Origin of the sequence: Caldimonas manganoxidans ATCC BAA-369, from assembly GCF_000381125.1 — a bacterium.
GTDB classification, from domain to species: domain Bacteria; phylum Pseudomonadota; class Gammaproteobacteria; order Burkholderiales; family Burkholderiaceae_C; genus Caldimonas; species Caldimonas manganoxidans.
On record NZ_KB905962.1, the window covers coordinates 14,367 to 30,707 of the forward strand.

Below are 16,341 nucleotides of genomic sequence, written 5' to 3' on the forward strand. Positions count from 1 at the left end.
CGCGCCGGCGATGGTTCAGAGGTGAACCTTCGCTCAGTCCCGCGGACGCGGCAGACGAGCGTCCAGCCAGGCCCGCATCACATCGAACACCCGCTCGCGCGCCTCCAGCGGCTCGTTGAGCAACTCGTGGAAATAGCCCTCGAACGGATGCGCCTGCACCAGGTCTTGAGGCGCGAGCGCCGCAAAGGTGGCGCTGCCGGCCGGGCGCACCAAGCGGTCGGCCGTGGCCCACATCAGCAGCGTGGGCACTTTCCACTGCGATGCGCAGGCACGCACGAACTCGCCGCCTTGCAACAAGAAGTTCACCAGGCGCGGCGTGATCCGGTCATGCACGAGCGGATCGCTCTTGTAGGCCACTACCACGTCCGGGTCGCGCGAGATGCCGTTGGCATCCAGCCCATTGGGCAGTTGCAGCGTGGGGGTGAGCTTGTAACTGGCTTTGAGGGCGGCCAGCTGCAGCGCCGACAGGCCGATGTCCAAGGCCGGAGACGACAACATCACGGCGTCCACGGGCCGCAACTGGCCGGCCACCAAGCGCGCCACCGTGAGCCCGCCCATGCTGTGACCGAACAGCACCAAGGGCCCTGGATGCTGCTGACGCACATGGTCGATCACGCCGGCCAGATCGGTCAGTAGATCGTCATCTTTTTGCAAGCTGCCGCGTGGCCCCAGCGACAAACCATGGCCACGGTGATCGTAGCCCACGACCTGGAAGCCCCAGTCACGCAGGCGCGTGGCCACGTGTTCATAGCGCGCGCTGTGCTCGCCCAGCCCATGCACGATCAATACGACGGCGCGCGCAGCGCCCTCGGGGGCGGGCCAAGTGCGCAAGCTCAGCAAAGTGCCATCGTAGGCCGACAGCGTGGAGACGGTGGCGGTGGAGGCATGGGTCATGTGGCGCTCGGGTACACAATGGAGAACCGGCTGGACTATGCTTGCTGGACCTGCGACTGTCCAGTCCCAGGAACCCGATGGTCTGCGCCGCTTGCGAGGCCACACTTGCGGTTTGCCCCATTTTCACGCCCCCCCATGACCCCCAAGACGCCCTCCCACCCGCTGTTGGAAATCGGCATCGCCATCGTGGTGCCGGCGCTGATCTTGATGAAGCTCAGCGATGCGCAACACCTCGGGCCGGCCCGCGCGCTGGTGCTGGCTTTGGCGTTTCCGCTCGGCTGGGGGTTGTACGAAGGTCTGCGCAAGCGGCACCTCAGTTGGATAGCCGTGCTGGGCCTGCTGAGCACCTTGCTGACCGGCGGCATTGGATTGTTACAGCTGGATGCCCAATGGCTGGCGGTCAAGGAGGCGGCCGTGCCAGGCCTCATCGGCCTGGTGGTGTTCGCCTCGGCGTTCACGCGCACGCCGCTGATCCGCGCGCTCGTCTACAACGACACGGTGCTGGATGTGCAGCGGGTCCAACGCCATCTCGAAGAACGCGGCCATGTGCAGGCCTTCGAAGCACGGCTGCGCACCGGCACGCTGCTGGTGGCCGGCACCTTTGCGTTTTCTGCGGTGATGAACTATGCGCTGGCGCGCTGGATCGTCACCAGCCCTGCGGGCACCGAAGCGTTCAATGAGGAACTCGGGCGGCTCACCCTCGTGAGCTACCCGATGATCGCGCTGCCTTCGATGCTGATGATGGCGGGCGTGCTGTACTACCTGGTGCACGGCGCGCGTGCGCTCACCGGGCTGACACTCACCGAAATGCTCCACCACGGCGAGGATGCCGCCCGCCAGGGCTGAACGCTCACCAGGGCGCCGCGTCGGTCGGCGTGGGGTCGAACCCGGGGCGCGGGGCCGCCGCCGTCGCACCGGGCTCCTGCTCGCCACCCAGCGCCTCGATGAGGTCGGGGATCAGGCGGCGCAGTTCTGCGGTGGCAATCGCCACATCGGCATCGAAGGCCTCGTCAGCCCCCACGCTGGGGCGGTCTTCGTACACACCGTCCAGGAAATCCAACCGCTTGAGTTGCAAGCCTTCGGTGAGCACGAAGGACACGCGTTCGGCCCAGGTCAGCGCCAGCCGCGTCGGCCGTTTGCCAGATTGGATGTGCGCACGCACCTCGTCGATGTCGAGCCGATGGCGCGCATAGCGCACCACCGATTTCATCTCATCGTCCGATTTGAGCTCGCATTCACGGTCCACGGTGAAGCCGGCCGCCGGCTCGCCGCTGAGCAGCCAGTCCGACATCAAGGCCTGCGGTGAGACCGCGGTGTGGATCTGCCGCACCTCGAATCCCGGCAGGGCCTTGACCAACAGCGTGACCACCTCTTCGGCGCGCGCTGCGCTGCTGGTGTCGATGGCCAACAAATGCCGTGCTGGATCGATCCACACCCACCGCGTAGAGGCTCGCGTGAACGCCTGCGGCAACAGTTCGAGCGCGGCTTGCTCGCGCAATTCTTTCATCTGCTTGCGCCCGGGCTTGCGGCCGGTGCTGTGCTCGATGTGTTGCGCGATGTCATCGGCGCGTTCGCGCACGACCGCACTGGGCAACAGCTTGCGCTGGACTTTCAGGCGCAGCACCCATTGACCATCGACGGCTTCCAGCAGCGGCCCGTGGGCCAGGCCGCGCGGCGGCACCCACCCGGCCGATTGCAGCTGCGCGGCACCGCAAGGCTGAAACACGTCTTTTTGCAGCAGGTCTTCCACCTGCGAGGAAGAGGCCGACCATGCGGCCCCGATGCGAAACAAGCTCAGGTTCTTGAACAAGGGCGACCCTCTGTCAACGCAAAAGCGGGCAAAAGCGGGGAAAAAAGCCCGCATTGTCCACGCACAGCCGTCAGTCCGAAGATGCCCAGCGGATGCGTCCACGCGCACGCTCGTTCAAACGCTCGCGCAGTGGGGATGCCATCGCCTCGCTCAAGCGATAGACCAGCCTCACCTCCTGGCCATGGGCCACCTCGACCAGCTCGGCCCCTGCCGCATCGAAGCTGGTTCGCACCCATCCCTCCAGCGCATACGGCACGATGCAGGACAAACGCACCCAGCGCTGCAATGGCACCTTCTGCGCCCGCTGCAAAGCCTGCGCCACCGTGTCGGTGTAGGCCCTGACCAAGCCACCGGCGCCCAGCTTGACGCCGCCGAAGTAGCGCACCACGGTCGCCAACACGCCGTGCAAGTCATGATGCCGCAACACCTCCAGCATCGGGCGACCCGCCGTCCCGCTGGGCTCACCATCGTCATTGGCGGCCGACTGCCCGCCAGCGAGCAAGGCCCAACACACATGAGCCGCCCCGGGGTGCGCCGCCCGCAGTTCGGCCACCCGCGCCAGTGCGGCCACGCGGTCGGCCACGGGCTCGACGCAGCCCAAGAATCGGCTTTTCTTGACGATCAGTTCACTGTGGGCCGCAGTTGCCAAAGTCCAAGGCATGGTGGAAGTCACTGCGTGGCGACCGCTTGGCGCAAGGCCTGCTCGAACACCTCCACCGGCTGAGCGCCCTGGATCAGAAACCGGTCGTTCAGAATGAACGAGGGCACGGCGCGAAGGCCCTGCCGGGCATAGAAGCGCTGGCGCTGACGCACCTCGGACGCATACGCCTCACTGTGGAGGATGTCGCGCGCCTGTTGCGCGTCCAGGCCCACGGCCTGTACCACCCGCAGCAGCACCGCCGCATCGCTTGGGTCCTGGCCTTCGGTGAAGTAGGCGACGAACAGCGCCTTTATCAGCCGGTGCTGGGCCTCATCGCCCTGACTGCCGGCCCAATACAGCAAGCGGTGCGCATCGAAGGTGTTGACGATGCGGCTGCGCTGATCCATGTGGAAGGTGAAACCCACGCTGCGGCCGCGCTGGCGGATCATCTCGCGGTTGGCCGCCACTTGCTCGGGCCTCAGGCCGTATTTCTGCGCGAGGTGCTCGCCAATGTCCTGGCCTTCGGGCGGCATGTCGGGGTTCAGCTCGAAGGGCTGGAAATGCAGGCTCACCGGCACGCTGGGGCCCACACGTTCGATCGCCTGTTCCAGAGCGCTCAAGCCGATGGCACACCAGGGGCAGACGATGTCGGAGACGAAATCGATCTTCATCCCCACGATTGTCCCTGCGTTCGCGGCGCGCGCCCAGAAGAACTACAACGTCACCCCGGCATGCTCGGCGGGCTGGGCCGGGCTGCGGCCGGCGTCCAGCCGAGGTCGGGCCAGCCGCACCGTGCACCAGAAGGTGCTGCCCTGTCCCACTTGGCTGTCCACGCCGATGTCGCCTCCCATTTGTTGCACCAGCATGCGCGTGATCGCCAAACCCAAGCCGGTGCCTGGGCGTTGGGCTTCACCGCCATCGTGCACCTGCACGTACGGCTGAAACAGCCGGGCGATTTGTTGTTCGTTCAGGCCCGGCCCGCTGTCGCGAACCCGGATGCACAGCGTGAGGCTCTGCTCGTCGCCGTCACGCTGTTCAACGGTCAAAGCAACCACGCCTCGATCGGTGAACTTGATGGCATTGGATACCAAGTTCAACACCACTTGCCGTAAGCGCACCGCATCCCCACGCACCGCTCTGGGCACCCCGGCATAGTCGTGCTCGAACTGCAACCCCTTGGCCTGCGCCTTGGTGTCCATGATCGACACCACGCTGCCCAATGCATCGTGCAAGTCGAACACTTCATCGGCCAGCTTGAACATGCCCGCTTCGATCTTGGACAGATCCAGCACATCGTTGACGATGTCCAGCAGATGTCGGGCCGCATCGTCCAGCATGCGCAGCTGCCGCTCACGCTGGTCAGTGGCCAGGCCATGCTGGAGCATGTACGAGATGCCGATGATCGCGTTGATCGGTGTTCTGATCTCGTGGCTGAACATCGCGACGAAGCGGCCCTTGGCCAAATTGGCCTGCTCGGCCTGTTGTTTGGCCGCTTGCAGCTCTTCGGTGCGCTGGCGCACGCGCTGCTCCAGTTCGTCACGATGCTGCATGACTTCCTGGATGCGCTGCTGCAATGCAGCATGCATCTGCGCCAAGGCATCGGCCAGGATGTCGATTTCATCGAAGATCCGTCGAGGGGGCTGCCAATCGGCCGTGACCCCCTGCCGGTATCGCTGCGCCGCGGCGGACAGCTGATCCAGCCTGCGCGTCAATCGCCCGCTGATCCACCACATCCCGGCGGTCAGCACCCCCATGCCCGCCAACACCATGACGATCCAACGCCACGACCATGCCGGGGTGGCCACCCAACCGCGTTGCGGGTCGTACAGCACCACCACCTGCCCCAATGAAGTCTGACCATTGGCGCCCCAATACACGGGGGCCGAGGCCGTCCACTGCCATCCCCACTGGGGCCAGCTCGCCAGATGGGGCGCTGGCTGCTGCCACAGCGAGGCGAACACGGCCGGCGGCCACTGCGGTGGATCGAGGTCTGGAGGCGCGGCGAAGATGTCGCCGTCTTCGGACACCAGCAACACCCGCCGGCCCGAGGACTCGTCGTCTGCCAAGGGGGCCAGATATCGGCCCACGGCCTCCCAATCCACCCAACTGACCAGGTGTCCGTGCGATCGACCGTCAGGCCCCACGATGGGCACGGCCACCGCCATCAACAAAGGGGGACGGGACCGCGAATCGAGCGGTAGATAGGGTTCCAGCGCCGGCACACGACGCGGGGCTTGGACCGACACCGCCGCACGCGCGTCCAGACTCTGCGCCAGCGGGTAAGCCTGCCCCTCCAACAAGTGGCCCGTCGAGGCCACCACCCGGCCATCCGGAGCGACCCAGGCCAGCCAGACCGTCCCCCAGGGGAAGTACACACGGGCCTGCTCCAACCTCATGCGCACGAAGCTGGCCTCCATCAAGCCGCTGGCCAGTTCCGGCTGGCTGGCCAAGACGCCCAGCGACTCGGCTTGTTGCGCCACGGCCTGGCGCAGCACGCTGCTGAACAGTTGCGCCTGTTGTTCGACCGCACGTTGGACGATGAGGGTCGTTCGGCCGCGCTGATCCAGCCACACGGCGGCCGACATCGCCAGCGCAAAGCCCATCGCACACAGCGCCGCCACCCACGCGATGCGCGCACGCACGCTATGGCGAGGATCGATCCGGCCGATCAGACGCTCGACACCGTTCATCCTCGCCTCCGCATCATCGTCCTTGCTCGAGGAGGGCCGACTTGGCTACGATCGGTAGCCGCACCGCCCCTTCTCTGCCTCCACGCCATCGCCATGCCGTCATGCCACCACGTCGATTCGGCCATGGGGCCTGCCGCGTTGCGCCAAGCATGCGCATGGGTAAAGCACACAGGATACGGCGCGCGACGGGTTTCTGACAAGCTGCGAGTTTGGGCGATCGCCGGCAGTGGGCTTGCGCTGCTGATGGGACTCTCGGCCCCGATCTCACGGGCGCAACCGAAGGACGATCCACCGCGCGAGCTGGTCATTGCCACGGTCAACAACCAACACATGTTGCAGCTGCAGCGGCTCAGCCGTCATTTCGTGGCCGCCCACGCCCCGGTGCGCCTGCGCTGGGTCACCTTGGACGAAGACCAGCTGCGCCAAGTCGTCAGCCGGGATGTGATCAAAGGCGAAGGCCGGTTCGATGTGGTCACGCTGGGCAATTACGAGGCGCAGTCCTGGGCCACACAACCCTGGTTGGCTCGCCTGCACCCCTCGGCGGCCTATGAGGAGGACGAGATCCTGCCCAGCGTGCGGCGGGCCCTCAAGCAAGGAGACTCCTGGATCGCGCTGCCGTTCTATGCGGAAAGCAACATGACCATCGCACGGCGAGACTTGCTGGCGGCCGCTGGTGTGCCATGGCATGAACGGCCGTCGTGGGATGACATCCGTCGATGGGCGCAACGCCTGCATCGACCCGACCAGGGCATCTACGGGGTGTGCTTGCGCGGCAAGCCCGGCTGGGGCCAGAACATGGCTCTGTTGACGACCATGGCGCACACCTACGGCGCGCGCTGGTTCGATCTGCAGTGGCAACCTGAGCTGACCTCGCAGGCATGGCACACCGCCCTGACCCACTATCAAGAACTGCTCACACAGTACGGCCCCCCGGATGCGGCGGCCAATGGATACAACGAGAACCTCGCGCTGTTTGCCGCCGGGCGTTGCGCCCTGTGGGTCGACGCCACGGTCGCCGGCTACACCTTGGAGCACCCCGAGTTGTCGCGCGTGGCCGGGCAGGTGGCCTATGCGGCCGCGCCGGTGGGGCAACACCTCGAAGGCTCGCAATGGCTGTGGATTTGGGCTTTGGCCGTTCCGGCCAGCAGCCGCCAGCCCGAGCTGGCGCGGCGTTTCGTCGAATGGGCTACGTCGGCCGACTATCACCGGTTGGCCGCCCGCGAGGCAGGCTGGTCGGCCGTTCCTCCGGGGGTGCGCCGGGGGCTCTACGAACAGGCGGCGTTTTTGGCCCGCTTCCCCCATGCCCGGGTCGAGCAGGCGGCCCTCGAAACCGCCGACCCCCTCCGCCCCACCGCCCTGCCGGTGCCTTACGTGGGCATCCAGTGGGTGGGCATTCCGGAATTCCAAGCCCTGGGAACGGCGGTCGGGCATTTGCTGGCCCTGACCTTGCCGCCGCAGCGTCGAGCCGTGTCCGAGCAACTCACCCAGGCGCAACGCCTCGTGCGAACGCAGATGCAGCAGGCCGGCTACTTGAAACCGCCGTGAAGCGCCTCAGCCGCGCGTGAATTTGAACACGGCCACGCTGGCCAGCAGGTTGGGCCGACGCCGAACCACCCGCCCGGCCTGGATGCCAAAGGCATCGAGCACTTGCAGACCGTTCTTGCGCGCCAGCACCTCGAAGTCGGCATAGGTGCCCACGCGGATGTTGGGCGTGTCGTACCACTCGTACGGCAGCACGCGCGTCACCGGCATGCGACCCAAAGCCACCTGTAGCCGATTGGGCCAGTGGGCAAAGTTGGGAAAGCTCACGATGCCGATGCGGCCCACGCGAGCCGTCTCACGCAGCATGGTCTCGGTGTTGCGGATGTGTTGCAGGCTGTCCAGTTGCAACACCACGTCGAAGCTCTGGTCCTCGAACATCGCCAGACCTTGTTCGAGATTGAGCTGCAAGACATTGACGCCTCGCTGCACGCAGGCCAGCAGCTTGGCGTCGTCGATTTCGACGCCGTAGCCAGTACACCCCTTGCGGTCGCGCAGCAACGCGAGCAACTCGCCATTGCCGCAGCCCAGGTCGAGGACGCGCGAGCCCTCGGGCACGAGTTCGGCGATCAGCTCCAGGTCTTTCCGTTCGCTCATGCCAGCTCCTTGGCAATGCGCTCGAAATAGGCCCGCACCACACCGTGGTAGCGGGCATCGTCGAGCAAGAAGGCATCGTGCCCGTGGGGAGCGTCGATCTCGGCGTAGCTCACCTCGCGGCGGTTGTCCACCAGCGCCTTGACGATCTCGCGCGAGCGCGCCGGCGAAAACCGCCAATCGGTGGTGAAGCTGACGACCAGAAACTTCGCCTGCGCCGCGGCCATGGTGCGCGTCAGATCACCGCCGTGCTCGGCGGCCGGATCGAAATAGTCCAGCGCCCGGGTGATCAGCAAATACGTGTTGGCATCGAAGTACTCGCTGAATTTGTCTCCTTGATAGCGCAGATAGCTCTCGATCTGGAACTCGATTTCCTGGGTGCTGTAGCCGAGTTCGGCCGCGCGCAGCTGCCGGCCGAATTTCTGCTCCATCACATCATCACTGAGATAGGTGATGTGGCCGATCATGCGCGCCACGCGCAAGCCACGCTTGGGCACCACGCCGTGGCGGTAGTAGTGCCCGCCATGAAAGTCCGGGTCGCTGATGATCGCGCGGCGTGCCACTTCGTTGAAGGCGATGTTCTGCGCGGAAAGATTGGGGGCGGTGGCAATGGCGATGCAATGGCGCACGCGGCGCGGGTAACGCAGACTCCAGGCCAGGGCCTGCATGCCACCCAGGCTGCCGCCAATGACCGCAGCCAATTGGTCGATGCCCAATCGGTCGAGCAAGCGGGCCTGCGCATCGACCCAGTCTTCCACGGTCACCACCGGAAAATCCGCCCCGTAGGGCTGGCCGGTGGCCGGATTGATGTGCATCGGCCCCGTCGAGCCAAAGCAGGACCCCGGATTGTTCACGCCGATGACGAAAAAGCGGTCGGTGTCCAGCGGCTTGCCTGGGCCCACGAGGTTGTCCCACCAGCCTTCACTGCGCGCCTGGCCCTCGTAGGTGCCAGCCACATGGTGCGAGGCATTGAGCGCATGACACACCAGCACGGCATTGCTCTTGTCGGCATTGAGCGTGCCGTAGGTCTCGTACACCAAGGTGTAGTCGGCCAGCGCGCAGCCGCAGCGCAGTGGCAACGGCTCGGCAAAATGCATCGTCTTTGGAACGACGTGTCCGATCGATCGTGAAGTCATGAGGCCCCAAACGACAAACCCGGCATCACGCTGAAGGTGAGGCCGGGTCGCCGTGCCCCCTTTAGCTGCATTTCTAAAGCGCCCGCAAGCCGGACAAATCGGCGCTGAAGTTCAAAGTATAGCCCCTGGCGTCACCTCGAACACCCGCATCGCATCGAAACCATCGCGCTCGCCCTTGTGGGCATAGCCCAGCGGATTGGCCACCACCCGGCAGCGCCAAGGGCGGCCTTGGACGGTGCCTTCGGCGACATAGTCCACCCGGCAGTGCAGATGGCCATGCATCCACAGCTGCGCGCAAGGCAGCAAGTCGTCCAGCGCATTGCAAAAGCCGGCCGTGCCCGGCACCAAGCCATAGCGAGGATCGGCGCTGCGCAGAGAAGGCGCGAAATGCGTCACGACCACCGTGGGGCCGTCGAAGGACGTGCTCAAGGTCTCGCGCAGCCAGTGCTGACAGTGGCGCCCGAGTTCAGCCAGGTCCTCGGCCAGCCGAGGCCGGCCCTGATGCAAGCTGGTGTTCTTGCGCAGATAGAAGTTCGCGGCTCGATAGGCTTTCTCGCGCTGCTGCTGCTGGCGCGCGGCATCGGCCTGCGGGTCGACCAGGGCTTCGAAATCCGTCCACAGCGTCGTGCCCACGAAGCGCACGCCGTCGATCACCACGGTTTGGCGCTCCAGCCACGTGATGCCCAGGCGTTCACAGGCCTCGCGCAACCTGGCATGGGCCTCCTCGTGCTCCAGCCCATCGTACTCGTGGTTGCCTGGCACGTAGAGCACCGTGGCCCAGGGTCCATGACCTGGCGCAAAACGAGCCAGCCCGAAGTCGGGCTCGTCCAGGCGCGAACCCGCCTGGTAAGAGCCGATGTCCCCGGCCAACACGAGCAGCTCGGCCCCCGGTGCGGCTTGGGGCACGAAGCCGGGATCGTTTTCGAGATGCAGGTCCGACAACAGTTGCAAGCGCATCGTGGCAGTCTAGAGCCTGCGCCGCCTGCGCGCACAATGCCCACCATGACCCGACTCGCCCGTCTCTTCGGCGTGCTGCGTTCCCTGGCCATCTACCACGGCATTCCGTGGCGCTCGGCGCAGTTGCGGCGCTTCTACGCCCCGTTCGTGCCCGCCGGAGGGCTCGCCTTCGACGTGGGGGCCCATGTGGGCAACCGGGTGCGGGCCTTTCGTGCACTGGGCGCGCGCGTGGTGGCAGTAGAGCCGCAGCCCGATTTCGCGGTCTTGTTGTCGCGCTGGTTTGCGCACGACCCGAACGTGACGGTGCTGCCCGTGGCCCTGGGCCGCTCAGAAGGCCAAGCACGCTTGCTGGCCAGCGAAGCCACGCCCACGGTGAGCACTTTGTCGGCCGACTGGGCCCGGCGAGTCGGCGCCAGCGCCTCGTTTCGAGGCGTGCGCTGGTCGCCAGGGCCGTGGGTGCCAGTGAGCACGCTCGATGCACTGATGGCGCAACATGGCCAGCCAGATTTCATCAAGATCGACGTAGAAGGTTATGAGCTGGAAGTGCTCAACGGCTTGAGTCAGCCCGTGCCGGCCCTGTCTTTCGAGTTCCTGGCGCCGCTGAGCGACTTGGCACTGGACTGCATCGACCGCCTGGAAACCCTGGGCCGATACTCTTACCAATGGAGCTGGGGCGAGCGCTTGCGGCTGCATCCGCCCAGCCCGCTGGACGCCGAGGCGATGCGCGCATGGTTGCGCGCTTTGCCCCGGGATGCAGCCTCCGGCGACATCCTCGCGCGACGCCTCAGCCCCGCACCAGCACCTTTCACTGGCGCCGCGCCTCGAACTCGATGATCAGCTCGACGTCGTCGCCCACCCAGCCATTGGCCACGGCATAGTTCATGCCAAAGGCGCTGCGCTTGAAGCTGCCGCGTGCCGAGACCCCCATCACATAGGGCCGTCCCTGACCGGGGATTTCGTAAACATTGCTCTTGTTCCAAGTGGCCCGCAGCGTCAGCGGCTGACGCTGGCCCAGCAGTTCGAGCTGACCGTTGATCTCGTACAGACGCTCGCCCACGCGCTTGGCGCCCTCGGCGGTGAAAACCATGCGGGGGTACTCCTTCACATTCAGAAACTGGGCGCTGCGCAAGTGGTTGTCTCGGGCACGGTGGTTGGTGAACACACTGTCGGTGTCCACTTCGATGCGCACCTCGCTCAAGGTGCCCGTGGCTTCGTCGAAGCGATACGAGCCTCGGGCCTCGCGGAACAAGCCCAGCACCTTGGCGTAGCCGATGTGATCGACCAAGAAGCCGATCGACAGGTGCTCGGCATCGAGCACATACCGAGGAGCCTGGGCCCGCACAGCAGCGCAGCCGGCAAACAGCGCGAGCGCCACCATCCAGGCGCGCCCATGTCGCAACAAGTGAGTCATGATGCATTCTCCAAGGGAAGATGACGCCGCTGGATCAACCAACGCACGTCCACAGCGAAGGAATAGGTCAGCAAGAGCAATCCCGCACCGGCGATGAGGGCCGCCGCACCCGACGGGATGCTGGGACCCAGCGCGATGATCAAGGTGACGATCTGCACCACGCACACCGTCTTGCGGCGCAGGCTCGGCGGCAGCGGCCGCGCCAGCCACGGCCACAGGCGGCCGGCGGCCACGAAGGCATAGCGCATCGCCCCTGCGGCCAGCACCCACGGCCCGGCCTGACCGAACTGCACGATGAGCAGGCACAGCACGAGTATCAACGCGGCATCGGTTTCCATGTCCAAACGCGCCCCAAACTCGCTGACGTCCCCGTGGCGACGCGCCAGCGGGCCGTCCACGGCATCGAGCACGGCCCCCACCGTGGCCCAGACGACGACGGCCCAGCCCAACGCGATGCCTCCCGGGTGAGCGGCATGGGCCGCGTCTTCGCCCAGCAAAGCCGCCAGCATGGCCAGCATCGCCAAGCGCAGCAGGCTCACTCGATTGGCCACACCGAAGCGCGCATGCAGTTGTCCATCGGGCCTGCGGTGCGACGACAGCCCCCGCAACACCAGCACCGCAGCCAGCGCAAACACGCTCAGCGCCTTGGCCGCATATGCCGGACCCCACAGAGCCGGCCATGCCGCGCTTGCGCCCACGCCTGCGGCCAGCACCAGCGCAGCGCCCAGCAGCAAGCATCGCATCGCCTCGCGCCGCAAGGCCTGCAGCCCCCCCTCGCTTGCGGGAGCCGCCAACCCTGTGGCGCCCGTGTCCTTCATTCGCGGCATAAGATGCCTTTACAAGCTTCGCGACGTCGCCTTCGACCACACCGCCCCATGCCCCCCAGCGCCCCTCGGCCATCGTCTCACGAACCGCTTGCGCCGGCCACACCAGCGTGGGCCTGCTGGTTGGCCGAGCCCGGCCGTGCCGAACTGCGCGCTGAATTCCTGCGCGCTCCCACACGCACCGAAGTGTTGGTGCGCACCTTGCATAGCGGCATCAGTCGCGGCACCGAAAGCCTGGTCTTCCGCGGGGAAGTGCCCACCTCGGAATATGAACGCATGCGCGCGCCATTCCAAGCCGGAGACTTCCCTGCGCCGCTCAAATATGGCTATGCCAGTGTCGGCGTGGTCGAGGCCGGCATGCCCGCTCTGATCGGCCGCACGGTGTTCTGTTTGTTCCCGCACCAAAGCCGCTATGTGGTGCCCGCCGAAGCCGTGGTGCCCGTGCCTGAAGGCGTGCCTCCGTCCCGAGCCGTGCTGGCGGCCAACATGGAAACCGCCTTGAACGCCCTGTGGGACGCTGCTGCGCCGCCTGGCGGACGCATCAGCGTGGTCGGCGGTGGGGTGGTCGGCCTGCTGGTGGCCTGGTTGGCCGCGCGCACACCCGGCTGCCAGGTGGAACTGGTCGACATCGACCCGAGCCGCGCCAGCATCGCCACCCACCTGGGCCTGGGCTTTGCCTTGCCCGAGGCCGCCTGTGGTGAGGCCGACCTGGTGGTGCATGCCAGCGGACAGCCCGCCGGGCTGCGCACCGCGCTGACGCTGGCAGGATTCGAGGCCACCGTGCTGGAGCTGAGCTGGTACGGCACCCGGACGGTGGACCTGCCGCTGGGACAGGCCTTTCATGCAAAACGGCTGGCGCTGCGCAGCTCGCAAGTGGGCCAGGTGGCCACCCCCATGCGGGCACGCTGGAGCCGCCGCCGGCGCCTGGAGCGCGCCCTGGCGTTGCTGGCCCTGGACGCACGGCTGGACGCCTTGATCACTCACCATGCCCCTTTCGCACAGCTGCCCGAGGTGTTGTCCCGCCTGGCCCGCGGTGACTGCCCTGGCATCCTGTGCCATCGCATCGACTACGACTGAGCCACGACAGCCCCCTCATTCCCATGTACAGCCTCACCGTTCGCGATCACTTCATGATCGCCCACAGCTTCCGCGGCGCCGTCTTCGGCCCGGCCCAACGCCTGCATGGCGCCACCTATGTGGTCGATTTGGAGTTGCGCCGCCCCGCGCTCGATGCCGACGGGCTCGTGGTGGACATCGGCCGCGCCACCGAGGTGCTGCGCGAGGTCTTGTCGACGCTGCACTTTCGCAATCTCGACGAGGAGCCCGCCTTCCGGGGCCACAACACCACCACCGAGTTCCTCGCGCGCGTGATCTTCGACCGCGTGGCCGAACGCATCGCCCGTGGCGACCTGGGCCCCAACGCGCTGGGCCTCACCCACGCCAAAGTGACGCTGCACGAATCCCACCTGGCCTGGGCCGCATTCGAAGCTGCGTTGCCGATCGCCCCGCCGCCGATGCATGCCTGACCATGCCTGGCTGCACCCTGCTGCTTCCGGGTGACCTCGACACCCCCACCGGCGGCTATCGCTACGACCGCGCCATGGTGCGCGGCCTGCGCGCGGCCGGCTGGCGCGTGGACGTGCTGAGCCTGCCCGGCAACTATCCCTGGCCCACGGCCGCGGCCGAACACGAGGCCCAACGCGCGGTGGCCGCCCTGCCCGAGGGCGAATGCGTGCTGGCCGATGGGCTGGCCTTCGGCGCGCTGCCCGGACTGGCCGCCGAGCATGCCCAGCGCCTGCGCTGGGTGGCCCTCGTGCACCATCCTCTGGCGCTGGAAACCGGCCTGCTGCCGGAACATCAAGCCGTGCTGCGCGACAGCGAAACCCGCGCCCTGTCGCACGCTCGGCACATCGTCGTCACCAGCCCGACCACGGCACGCACCCTCACCGCCGCCGGCAGCCAGGGCTGGGGCGTGACCCCGGGACGCGTGACCGTGATCGAACCCGGCGTGGACCCTGCCCCCGTGGCCACCGGCTCCTTGGCACACCGCGGCGTGCCCCGGTTGCTGTGCGTCGGCAGCCTGAGCGTGCGCAAAGGCCAGGCCGAGCTCGTCGAAGCACTGGCTGGCCTGCGGGAGCTGCCCTGGGAGCTGGTGTGCGCAGGCAGCACCACGCGCGACACCGAGACCACCCGCGCCGTGTGCGCTGCCATCGAGCAATACGGCTTGAGCGACCGCGTGCAACTGGCCGGGGTGGTCGAAGACCAGGCACTGGAGGCGCTGTACGCCTCGGCCGACCTGTTCGTGCTGCCGTCCTGGTATGAAGGCTACGGCATGGTCTATACCGAGGCGCTGGCCCGCGGCCTGCCCGTGGTGTGCACCAGCGGCGGCGCCAGCCCCGAGACCGTGCCCGAAGCCGCCCGCCTGATGGTGCCCCCCGGCGACGTGCGCGCCCTGCGCGACGCCTTGCGAGGCTGGCTCACCACCCCGCGGCTGCGGGCCAAGCTCGCCGCCGGGGCGCGACAGGCCCGCGAACGCCTGCCGCGCTGGGAGCGGGCCGTCGAGCACATGGCCCGGCTGCTGCTCGAGGTGGGCGTGCGGCCATGAGCGGCTTCTCTGTCGACTGGCTGGCCTTGCGCGAGCCCGCGGATCAAGCCGCCCGCCAAGCCGCAGCACGCCGTCTCGACGCCAACGCGCTGGCCGGCAGCCTGCGCGGTGCCCACGTCGTCCTGGGCGTGCTCGACCTGGCCTGCGGCACGGGGGCCAACCTGCGCGCGTTGGCCCCTGATCTGGCAGGCCGACAAACCTGGACCCTCATCGACCATGACCCGGCTCTGCTGGCCGCTGTGCCCGCGGCATTGCAGCACTGGGCTCGACGGCACGGCCACGCCTGCGACATCGACCCCAGTGGGCAACGAGGTGCGTTGCGTGACGCCGCAGGCCGCTGGCACGTGCACTGGCAGACCCGCTGCCTGGACCTCGCCACGGAACTCGACCGCCTGCCCTGGGCCGGCGTGCAACTGCTCACCGCCTCGGCACTGATCGACCTCGTCTCCGAGGACTGGCTGCGACGGCTGGTGATGGCCAGCCATGCTCACGGCGCGGCCGTGTGGATGGCCCTTGGCGTCGACGGACGCGACCATTGGACCCCGAGCGACCCGGACGATGCCTTGGTTCGAGCCGCCTTTGGCGCCCACCAAGGGCGCGACAAAGGCTTTGGCCCAGCCCTGGGACCCCGGGCCCCGCAAGTCCTTGTCCGCTTGCTGGCCGATACCGGCTACCGCGTCCGCACTGCCGCCTCGGATTGGCTGCTCGAAGGTCCCCGCACCGCCGCCTTGCGCCGTGCCCTGGTCGAAGGCATCCAGGCTGCCGCCTGCGAACAGCAACCCACCCAGGCCACCACCTTTCGCAACTGGGCGAGACGGCGGCAGGCGCACATCGAGCACCTGTGCGTGCGCGTGGGGCACACCGAGGTCGTTGGATGGTGGCACGCATGACCCCATATCCGCACGGACCCGTCGACCGCCACACGCCCCAGCCATCCAAGAAGCCACCCGATGCTCTGGAGAGGCAAGGCATCACAACGCCCCAGGCCGCGGACGCAGCGTCGCCGTGATCGCATCCCACAGCGCCAGCACCTGCGCTTCGCTCAGCGTGGCTTGCGTCAAGTCAGGAATCTTGGCCATCTCCTCCAAACTGCGCGGCGGCGAGGGAATGTAGTGGCCGTTGTAGAACTCGATGGTCAGGAAGGGGTGTTCTTGACCTTCTATCGACTGGTCCGTCTGGATGATGGCCGTATGCCCAGCAACCCGAGCCGAAGATACTTCGGCAGGTTCACGCCCGATGGA

Annotated in this window: 18 protein-coding genes and 1 riboswitch; of the genes, 7 read left to right on the top strand and 11 right to left on the bottom strand. The window is 67.1% G+C overall.

The window, feature by feature from the left end:
- Window positions 1–33 precede the first annotated feature (33 nt).
- Entirely contained in the window at window positions 34–894 is an 861-nt protein-coding gene (locus F615_RS0114540; protein WP_019561908.1) for an alpha/beta hydrolase, read from the bottom strand.
- 135 nt (window positions 895–1,029) lie between these two features.
- Here F615_RS0114540 and F615_RS0114545 point away from each other — a divergent pair, with 135 nt between their 5' ends.
- On the top strand, window positions 1,030–1,740 hold the full coding sequence (locus tag F615_RS0114545) for a VC0807 family protein (protein ID WP_019561909.1): 711 nt from the start codon (window positions 1,030–1,032) through the stop codon (window positions 1,738–1,740).
- A gap of 4 nt (window positions 1,741–1,744) precedes the next feature.
- Here F615_RS0114545 and F615_RS0114550 read toward each other — a convergent pair whose 3' ends face one another.
- The 4 genes from F615_RS0114550 to F615_RS19525 form a co-directional block, all read right to left on the bottom strand.
- Window positions 1,745–2,704 (bottom strand): recombination-associated protein RdgC, encoded by a 960-nt coding sequence (locus F615_RS0114550; protein ID WP_019561910.1) that lies wholly within the window; start codon window positions 2,702–2,704, stop codon window positions 1,745–1,747.
- Between the two features lie 70 nt (window positions 2,705–2,774).
- Window positions 2,775–3,365 (bottom strand): IMPACT family protein, encoded by a 591-nt coding sequence (locus tag F615_RS0114555; RefSeq protein WP_019561911.1) that lies wholly within the window; start codon window positions 3,363–3,365, stop codon window positions 2,775–2,777.
- 8 nt (window positions 3,366–3,373) lie between these two features.
- Window positions 3,374–4,015, bottom strand: coding sequence for a DsbA family oxidoreductase (locus F615_RS0114560; protein ID WP_019561912.1), 642 nt, complete (start codon window positions 4,013–4,015; stop codon window positions 3,374–3,376).
- A 42-nt stretch (window positions 4,016–4,057) separates the two neighbouring features.
- Entirely contained in the window at window positions 4,058–6,034 is a 1,977-nt protein-coding gene (locus F615_RS19525) for a sensor histidine kinase (protein ID WP_019561913.1), read from the bottom strand.
- A gap of 243 nt (window positions 6,035–6,277) precedes the next feature.
- On the opposite strand from F615_RS19525, the gene F615_RS0114570 reads away from it, so the two are divergent.
- On the top strand, window positions 6,278–7,579 hold the full coding sequence (locus F615_RS0114570; RefSeq protein ID WP_019561914.1) for an extracellular solute-binding protein: 1,302 nt from the start codon (window positions 6,278–6,280) through the stop codon (window positions 7,577–7,579).
- Between the two features lie 6 nt (window positions 7,580–7,585).
- Here the strand turns inward: F615_RS0114570 and metW are convergent, their stop codons facing one another.
- From metW to F615_RS0114585, 3 genes are all read right to left on the bottom strand, one after another.
- Window positions 7,586–8,170 (bottom strand): methionine biosynthesis protein MetW, encoded by a 585-nt coding sequence (gene metW, locus F615_RS0114575; RefSeq protein ID WP_019561915.1) that lies wholly within the window; start codon window positions 8,168–8,170, stop codon window positions 7,586–7,588.
- Window positions 8,167–9,303, bottom strand: a complete 1,137-nt coding sequence (gene metX, locus F615_RS0114580) for a homoserine O-succinyltransferase MetX (protein ID WP_026330349.1) — start codon at window positions 9,301–9,303, stop codon at window positions 8,167–8,169. Before metX ends, metW begins: the two co-directional genes overlap by 4 nt.
- 40 nt (window positions 9,304–9,343) lie before the next feature.
- A riboswitch (SAM riboswitch) is annotated at window positions 9,344–9,418 on the bottom strand.
- On the bottom strand, window positions 9,415–10,260 hold the full coding sequence (locus tag F615_RS0114585) for a metallophosphoesterase (RefSeq protein ID WP_019561917.1): 846 nt from the start codon (window positions 10,258–10,260) through the stop codon (window positions 9,415–9,417). Its footprint overlaps the riboswitch before it by 4 nt.
- 45 nt (window positions 10,261–10,305) lie before the next feature.
- Between F615_RS0114585 and F615_RS0114590 the strand changes: the two genes are divergently transcribed.
- The gene (locus F615_RS0114590; RefSeq protein ID WP_033371603.1) at window positions 10,306–11,094 is read left to right on the top strand and encodes an FkbM family methyltransferase; all 789 of its coding nucleotides are present in this window, start codon (window positions 10,306–10,308) and stop codon (window positions 11,092–11,094) included.
- Here F615_RS0114590 and F615_RS0114595 read toward each other — a convergent pair.
- Together F615_RS0114595 and F615_RS0114600 are read right to left on the bottom strand one after the other, a co-directional pair.
- Window positions 11,066–11,671, bottom strand: coding sequence for a YceI family protein (locus F615_RS0114595; RefSeq protein ID WP_019561919.1), 606 nt, complete (start codon window positions 11,669–11,671; stop codon window positions 11,066–11,068). The two genes, F615_RS0114590 and F615_RS0114595, sit on opposite strands and share 29 nt — an antisense overlap.
- Window positions 11,668–12,489, bottom strand: a complete 822-nt coding sequence (locus F615_RS0114600; protein ID WP_019561920.1) for a CDP-alcohol phosphatidyltransferase family protein — start codon at window positions 12,487–12,489, stop codon at window positions 11,668–11,670. Before F615_RS0114600 ends, F615_RS0114595 begins: the two co-directional genes overlap by 4 nt.
- 57 nt (window positions 12,490–12,546) lie before the next feature.
- Here F615_RS0114600 and F615_RS0114605 point away from each other — a divergent pair, with 57 nt between their 5' ends.
- The 4 genes from F615_RS0114605 to F615_RS0114620 are packed head-to-tail and all read left to right on the top strand — an operon-like array spanning window position 12,547 to window position 15,990.
- Window positions 12,547–13,572 (top strand): zinc-dependent alcohol dehydrogenase, encoded by a 1,026-nt coding sequence (locus F615_RS0114605; RefSeq protein WP_211211813.1) that lies wholly within the window; start codon window positions 12,547–12,549, stop codon window positions 13,570–13,572.
- Window positions 13,573–13,595: 23 nt separating this feature from the next.
- Window positions 13,596–14,021 (top strand): 6-pyruvoyl trahydropterin synthase family protein, encoded by a 426-nt coding sequence (locus F615_RS0114610; protein ID WP_019561922.1) that lies wholly within the window; start codon window positions 13,596–13,598, stop codon window positions 14,019–14,021.
- Window positions 14,022–14,023: 2 nt separating this feature from the next.
- Entirely contained in the window at window positions 14,024–15,100 is a 1,077-nt protein-coding gene (locus tag F615_RS0114615) for a glycosyltransferase family 4 protein (protein WP_019561923.1), read from the top strand.
- Complete coding sequence (locus tag F615_RS0114620; RefSeq protein ID WP_019561924.1) at window positions 15,097–15,990, top strand: hypothetical protein; 894 nt, start codon at window positions 15,097–15,099, stop codon at window positions 15,988–15,990. The genes F615_RS0114615 and F615_RS0114620 overlap by 4 nt, the downstream gene beginning before the upstream one ends.
- Window positions 15,991–16,071: 81 nt before the next feature.
- Here the strand turns inward: F615_RS0114620 and F615_RS20195 are convergent.
- The coding region (locus F615_RS20195; protein ID WP_026330352.1) for a T6SS immunity protein Tli4 family protein at window positions 16,072–16,341 on the bottom strand (270 nt) is incomplete at its 5' end.